This is a genomic window from Microbacterium yannicii PS01, assembly GCF_000304335.1.
Lineage (GTDB): Bacteria > Actinomycetota > Actinomycetes > Actinomycetales > Microbacteriaceae > Microbacterium > Microbacterium yannicii_A.
In genome coordinates, this window is the sequence record NZ_CAJF01000056.1 from 1 (window position 1) to 7,065 (window position 7,065).

The following is a 7,065-nucleotide window of genomic DNA, read 5'->3' on the forward strand; positions in this document are numbered from 1 at the left end:
GGTCGCAGGGCGCGGGCGCGGCCGGCATCGTCTACGCGCTCAGCCGCAAGTCGGTCGAGCAGACCGCCGAATTCCTCTCGGGTCAGGACATCGACGCGCTGCCGTACCACGCGGGTCTTCCCGCCGAGACCCGCGCCGCGAATCAGTCCCGGTTCCTCCGCGAGGACGGCGTCGTGATGGTCGCGACGATCGCCTTCGGCATGGGCATCGACAAGCCCGACGTGCGGTTCGTCGCTCACATCGACCTGCCCAAGTCGGTGGAGGGCTACTACCAGGAGACGGGCCGCGCCGGCCGTGACGGCGAACCGTCCGTCGCGTGGATGGCGTACGGCCTCGGCGACGTCGTGCAGCAGCGGCGCATGATCGACCAGTCACCCGGCGATCGCGCGTTCAAGATGCGCCTGGGCCAGCACCTCGATGCCATGCTCGCCCTGTGCGAGACGGTCGCATGCCGCCGCCAGAATCTGCTCGGCTACTTCGGCGAGCAGTCGGCGCCCTGCGGCAACTGCGACACCTGCCTCGAATCGCCCGAGACGTGGGACGGGCTCGTGCCGGCGCAGAAGCTCCTGTCGACGATCGTGCGTCTGCAGCGCGAGCGCAATCAGGCCTTCGGCGCGGGGCACCTCATCGACATCCTGCGGGGCAGCTCGACCGAGCGTGTCCGACAGCAGGGTCACGACACCCTCTCGACGTTCGGGCTGGGGGCAGACATGAGCGAGCAGGACTGGCGCAGTGTGATCCGCCAGCTGCTGGCGCGCGGCATCCTGGTGGCCCGCGGCGAATACGGCACACTCGCGCTCGGCGAGCCCGCCGGCGGCGTGCTGCGCGGCGAGGCTCCCGTTCCGCTCCGCCGCGACGTCATGGGCCGCTCGGGAGGCGTTGCCCGCGTGCGCAAGACGACGGCGCCCGAGACGCTGTCGACGGGCGACGTCGGCCTGTTCGAAGCCCTGCGGGCGTGGCGCGCCGACGTCGCCAAAGAACTCGGCGTGCCCGCCTATATCGTGTTCGGCGACGCCACGCTGCGGGCGCTCGCCGAGCGCCGCCCCGCCAGCCTGGCCGATCTCGACGGCGTCACCGGCATCGGCGCGAAGAAGCGCGAGGCCTACGGCGAGGCCGTGCTTCAGGTCGTCGCCACAGCAGCCTGACTTCCTTCGAACCTCCGTCGGTCCGCGGCTCAGAGCCATCCGGCGGCGCCGCCCTGAGCCTGCGCCGGCCGGAAGATCAGAGCTCCTGGCTGAAGTAGTACGCGCGCTCGCCCGTCGCCGGATCCGCTCCGTGGAATCCGTGGCGCGCGTAGAAACGCTGCGCGTCGACGTCGCCCTCGTCGACGTTGATCTCGATCGCCGAGACGCCGGCCGACCGGCATTCGCTCACGAGCCGCCGGACGATCGCACCGCCGATGCCCGAGCCGCGCGCGTGGGGCGCCACATACATCTCATCGAGGAGCGCGACCGGCCCGGGGTACCAGACGTTGGGACGCAGTGTCACCAGCGCGATCCCGACGGCAGGATCACCGCCGAGCAGTGCGAAGGTGTCGCTGCCGGCGAGCAGGTGTCTCAGTCGCGCCGCGAGGACGGCCGGCCCCGGAGTCTCGGTCTCGAACTCGGCGTTGAAGTCGTCCAGCAGCCGGGCCGCGACGTCGGCGTCCTCGACGTCTGCACGCCGCACCGGCCACTCGTTCATGCGTCCACCGTAGATCCGCCGAGCTGACACGTCACCGGAGCCGGAAGATATGCGGGGGCCGGCATGCATCCGTGCTCAGACCGTTATGAGGGCGGACGAGCGCAGGCGTACGAAGGAAATACGGTTGCCGTATGGCGAATCACCGGATCCTTGCGGCGCTCACCCTCGTCGCTGTGTGCGTCCTCTCCGGCTGCGCCGCCGAAGCGGTCGCACCATCGCCGTCCGTGGCGCCGCCCGCGGCGGAGGCGACAAGCACTCCCTCTCCTGAGCCGCCCCGCTCAAAGGTCCCCTTCTCGGGGGACTGCGCCTCGGTCTTGCCGACGGATGTCGCCCGCGAGATCTTCCTCGGCGCCGAGCCGCAGGTCCACGCACCGAACCGCCCCCATGGAGTGATGCCCGACACGTCCGCATCGCTGGCTCGCCTGGGCGGCCTCATGTGCTGGTGGACGGCCGATGATGCTCAGATCGGCTATCTGAGTGTGACGATGATCCCTGTGGGCGCCGTTCCGGAGAGCCTCGTCACTGCGCACGCCGAGTTCGGGTGCTACGGATGGGCGATCTGCGGGCGCGCCGAGACCCGCTTCGGGATGTGGGTCCTGTCCGAGACGACTCGTCAGTATGGGCCTGAGACCGAACTCTCGGAGAGCGAGGCGCAGGCTCTCAGAAGTGCCGTCGACGCCGGGATCGAGGCCATCTTCGCCCGATCTCCGGAGGAGGTCTCAGGTGTTCCAGAAGAGGCGACGGAAGAGTGGTGGACCCTTCCGGATTGCACCGCGCTCGAGCAGCCCGTCGCGGCGGCAGCGGGCATGGCGAACCCCGAGTCCGGCTTTCCCGGTGACAACATCCCCGAGGGGCCGGCATGGGAAGTCATCGAGGGTGAGGGCGTGGCCGCATGGTGTCCGTGGTACGAGTACTCCGCGAGCGGCAGCACACTCATCACCGAGATCCAGATGCAATCCGGAGTCGGCGGCCCGTCACCGGCGCAGCTGGAGGCGGCCGGAGCTGTCGCCATCAGCATCCCCGGGGCGGACGCGGCCTACCGGATCGATGACGGCTCGGGCTCTGGTGCACGCGCTGTCGAGGTTCTCGCCATCGTCGGGCCCAACCGCATCGTCGTGGGCGGCGACCGGCCCGAGGAAGTCGCTGCGGCAGCTCTGACCGTGTTGATGCCGTGAGCTCCGGCTCCGCCGTCCAACGCCAGGGCGGGGCCCACGTCATCCGCGCGGCAGCACGTCCTCCAGGTGAGCGGTGAGGTGCGCGGCGACGTCGACGCGCTCGCGGTCGTAGAGCCACTGGTACTGCAGGCCGTCCCAGAGGGCGACGAGCCAGCGGGCTTCGAAGTCGGGATCGCGGTGTGCGGGGAGGTCGCCGTCCGCCTGCGCAGCCCGGAAGAGGGCGGTGAAGTGCTGGAGCACATCGCGGAACCGCTGCTCGAAGTACGCGTGTGCGGGGTGATCGGAGGGAACGGCCTCGCACGAGAGCACCGCATAGACCTCGATGAGACCTGGAGCCGTGAGCGTGTTCTCTGAGGCGCCCAGCGGAAGGCCCCGCAGCTCGTCGGCGGCGCGATCGGCCCGCACGTACGATTCTCGCGACTCGAGCTGGCGGTCGCGTTCGGCGAGCACGGCGCTCAGCAGGCCTTCCTTCGAGCCGTAGTAGTGCAGGAGCGTCGACTTCGACACCCCGACGCGTTCGGCGACGTCGCGCAGACTCGTGTCGCCGTACCCCTCCTCGGCGAACAGCGCCGTCGCCCCGGCGAGGATGCGCTCCCGGCGCTCCCTGCCCACCCGGTAGCCCACGGCTCCCGTGCTGCTCGGCGGCGCGAACGCCGGCATCCGCGGCACTGGCACGGCGAAGACACCGGAGCGCGGGCCGGGGTCGTCCGGCTCGCGCCAGCCGACCGGGAGCGACAGCATCCCCTCGTACGTCTCCAGGGTCTCGGCGATGTCGACTTCGCCCGGCAGGTACTGGGCGAGCACCTGAAGCCCGTCCCACGCGGCGGGTACGCGCACGGCCTCGTCCTGCGGGCGGCGATCGTGCGCCATGGCGTCGTGGTCGATCGCCTCCTGCATCACCTCGGCAGACAGCGCGCGCAGGCGGGCGTAGCGCGCGCGCATGACCTCGTGCGCCGGATGCGATGCGGTGGATGCCTCGCCCGTGAGAGCCGAGAAGAGCGGCAGGTAGCCCGGCACGGTCTCGTTGTGTCGTGCGATCTCGCTGAAGCCGAGCACGCCGGGTTCGCCGGCCGCGACGCGGTCGAGCACGTCGATCTCGTTGTCGCGTTCGAACGAGTCGACCACCGCGGCGAGCAGCTCGTCCTTGGTCGCGAAATGGCGCAGCAGGCCGGGGTGGCTGATCCCGGCTGCGGCGGCGATGTCACGGAGGGAGGTCGCACGGTAACCCCGCGCGACGAACGCGTCGTGTGCGGCGGAGAGGATGGCGGCGCGCGTCTGAGCCGTGCGTGCACTGCGCGCGCCGCCTGCCGCTCTCGCGATCGTCGCCTGACTCGTCACCCGATCCCCCTTTCCGATCCCATCCTGACGCATTACCACTCGGTCGGGATTCAGTTACCACTTGGTCTGGTTTCATGTATTCTTCCGGATGGATCACCGTCGCCGCCGACGAGATCGACTCGTGTGAAAGGACTCCGATGACAGAGATGTCGCCCGCCGCGACGGCCGCAGCCGCCGGCACCACAGGCTTCAAGGCCCCCGGTACCACGCCGACGAAGACCCCCCGCGGCTACGCGCTCGGCCTGGCCGGCGCCAACTTCGGCGTGTACCTGGCGCTCCTCACCCCGGTGATGGTGTCGATGGCGTTCAAGATCCAGCACATCTCAGCCACGCCCGAGCAGGCGACGGCGAACCTCGGCCTGGTCAGCGGTGCGGGCGCGCTCTTCGCCCTGGTCGCGAACCCGCTCGCCGGCCGGCTCTCGGACCGCACCACGTCTCGCTGGGGCATGCGTCGACCGTGGATCCTCGGCGGAGCGCTGATCGGCGTGGGCGCCTTCCTGCTCATCGGCATCGCGACGTCGGTGTGGGTCGTGCTGATCGGATGGTGTCTGGCGCAGGCGGCGCTCAACGCGATGCTCGCCGCGGCCAACGCCACCCTCCCCGATCAGACGCCCGTCGCCAGCCGCGGCCGGGTGTCGGGCATCGTGGGCATCACGACGCCGCTGGCGATCCTCGCCGGCAGCTTCCTGATCAACTTCATCGGCGACGATCTGCTGCGCTTCCTGGTGCCGGGTCTCATCACTCTCGTCTTCGCCGCCCTCTTCGTCGCGGTGCTCAAGGACCGCCGCCTCGAGCACAAGCCGGCGCACAGGTTCACGGTCGGACAGTTCTTCGGCTCGTTCGTCTTCAACCCGGTAAAGCACCCCGACTTCGGCTGGACCTGGCTCACGAAGTTCATGATCATGTTCGGCTACGCGGGCATCGCGACCTTCCTGCCCTACTTCCTGACCGAGAAGTTCGCCCTCGACGAGCAGGGCGCCATCTCGACGATCCTCTTCGCCAACATCGCCTCGACGATCGGCATGGTGATCTCGAGCCCGCTCGGCGGCTTCCTCTCCGACAGGGTCGGCAAGCGCCGCCCCTTCGTGGCCATCGCGGGAATCGTCATGGTGGGCGGCCTCGTGCTGCTCGCGTTCGCGCCGTCGGTGCCGGTCGTGATCCTCGCGCAGGGCATCATCGGCCTCGGCGCCGGCTCGTTCTTCTCTGTCGACCTCGCCCTGGCGACCCAGGTGCTGCCGAACCCCGACGACGTCGCGAAGGATCTCGGCGTGCTGAACATGGCCAACGCGCTGCCGCAGTCGATCGCGCCCGCGATCGCGCCGCTGGTCATCGCGCTCGGCGCGGGCACGGCGCTCGGCGGCTACAGCCTCTGGTACCTGGTCGGCGCAGCCGTCGCCCTTGCCGGCGCCATCCTCGTCTACCGCATCAAGGGAGTGAAATGACCGATCCGACCACGATCGACCGAGCGGCCGAGGCATCGGCCGACCGCCCGTGGCTCGATCCGAGCCTGGCTGTCGACGAGCGCGTCGAGCTGCTGCTGGCGGAGATGACCGTCGAAGAGAAGGCGGGCCTGTTCTTCCACACGATGATCGCGCTGGGTGAGCTCGACGAGCGCAATCCGGTGTTCGACATGCCGTCGGCGGTCGAATACCTCACCGAGCGGCACATGACGCACTTCAACCTGTTCGGTCCCGCGCCCTCCGGCGGCGAGATCGCGAAGTGGCAGAACCGCTTGCAGGAGCTCGCGGCATCCACTCGACTGGGCATTCCGGTGACGCTCTCGACCGACCCGCGCCACTCGTTCAGCGAGAACCCCGGCGCGTCGATCCTCGCGGGCGCGTTCTCGCAGTGGCCCGAGACGCTGGGCCTGGCCGCGATCGGCGACGAAGAGCTCGTCGAGCGCTTCGCCGACATCGCGCGCCAGGAGTACACCGCCGTCGGGCTGCGTGTCGCGCTGCACCCGCAGATCGACCTCGCCACCGAGCCCCGCTGGGCGCGGCAGGTCGCCACGTTCGGTGAGGACGCCGACCTGACCGCCCGCCTGGGTGCGGCCTACATCCGCGGGTTCCAGGGCGCGTCGTTCGGGCCGGGATCGGTGGCGACGATGACCAAGCACTTCCCCGGCGGCGGCCCGCAGAAGGACGGCGAAGACCCGCACTTCCCGTACGGCCGCGAGCAGATCTATCCCGGCGGGCAGTTCGAACTGCATCTGAAGCCGTTCGAGGCGGCCTTCGAGGCCGGCACCCGCCAGATCATGCCGTACTACGGCATGCCGGTGGGCACCGAGTACGAAGAGGTCGGCTTCGGCTTCAACAAGTCGGTCATCACCGGCCTGCTGCGCGAGCGTTTCGGCTTCGACGGCGTGGTCTGCACCGACTGGGGCCTCATCACCGACGCCGAGATCTTCGGGCAGCATCACCCTGCGCGGGCGTGGGGCGTCGAGCACCTGTCGCCACGCGAGCGCATGAGCAAGGTGCTGGATGCCGGAGCCGACCAGTTCGGCGGCGAGGCCTGCCCCGAGATGCTCGTCGAGCTGGTGCGCGACGGCGCGATCGCCGAGGAGCGCCTCGACGTCTCGGCGCGGCGGCTGCTGCGCGAGAAGTTCGAGCTCGGCCTGTTCGACGACCCGTTCGTCGACGTCGCAGCCGCGGACGCTACTGTCGGCCGCGCCGACTTCCGCGCCGCGGGCGAGGCGGCGCAGCGCCGCCTCGATCACGGTGCTCACGAATCGCGCACTGAAGACGGGCTGGGCGGATGCCTCGGCACCCGGCGCTGCCGCTCCGCAGCGGACTGCGGCTCTACGTCGAAGGCATCGCTCCCGAGGTCGCGGCCGCGTACGGCACGGTCGTCGAGACGCCGGCCGAGGCCG

The 7,065-nt window shown here is 70.0% G+C and carries 6 protein-coding genes; 4 read left to right on the plus strand and 2 right to left on the minus strand.

From position 1 onward, the window contains the following. Positions 1–1,145: RQC domain-containing protein (locus tag WYM_RS18545; RefSeq protein ID WP_019182346.1), on the plus strand; the 1,145-nt coding region annotated here is incomplete at its 5' end. A gap of 76 nt (positions 1,146–1,221) precedes the next feature. On the opposite strand, the gene WYM_RS18550 is transcribed toward WYM_RS18545, so the two are convergent. Then, positions 1,222–1,683, minus strand: a complete 462-nt coding sequence (locus WYM_RS18550) for a GNAT family N-acetyltransferase (RefSeq protein WP_019182347.1) — start codon at positions 1,681–1,683, stop codon at positions 1,222–1,224. 131 nt (positions 1,684–1,814) lie between these two features. Here WYM_RS18550 and WYM_RS18555 point away from each other — a divergent pair, with 131 nt between their 5' ends. Then, positions 1,815–2,858, plus strand: coding sequence for a hypothetical protein (locus WYM_RS18555; RefSeq protein WP_019182348.1), 1,044 nt, complete (start codon positions 1,815–1,817; stop codon positions 2,856–2,858). A 39-nt stretch (positions 2,859–2,897) separates the two neighbouring features. Here the strand turns inward: WYM_RS18555 and WYM_RS22435 are convergent, their stop codons facing one another. Beyond that, positions 2,898–4,196, minus strand: coding sequence for a TetR/AcrR family transcriptional regulator (locus WYM_RS22435; protein ID WP_272943150.1), 1,299 nt, complete (start codon positions 4,194–4,196; stop codon positions 2,898–2,900). Between the two features lie 137 nt (positions 4,197–4,333). Here WYM_RS22435 and WYM_RS18565 point away from each other — a divergent pair, with 137 nt between their 5' ends. Beyond that, the gene (locus tag WYM_RS18565; protein ID WP_019182350.1) at positions 4,334–5,638 is read left to right on the plus strand and encodes an MFS transporter; all 1,305 of its coding nucleotides are present in this window, start codon (positions 4,334–4,336) and stop codon (positions 5,636–5,638) included. Continuing rightward, positions 5,635–7,065 (plus strand): glycoside hydrolase family 3 protein (locus tag WYM_RS20810; RefSeq protein ID WP_157525361.1); only part of this gene is annotated, 1,431 nt, incomplete at its 3' end. The genes WYM_RS18565 and WYM_RS20810, both read left to right, overlap by 4 nt.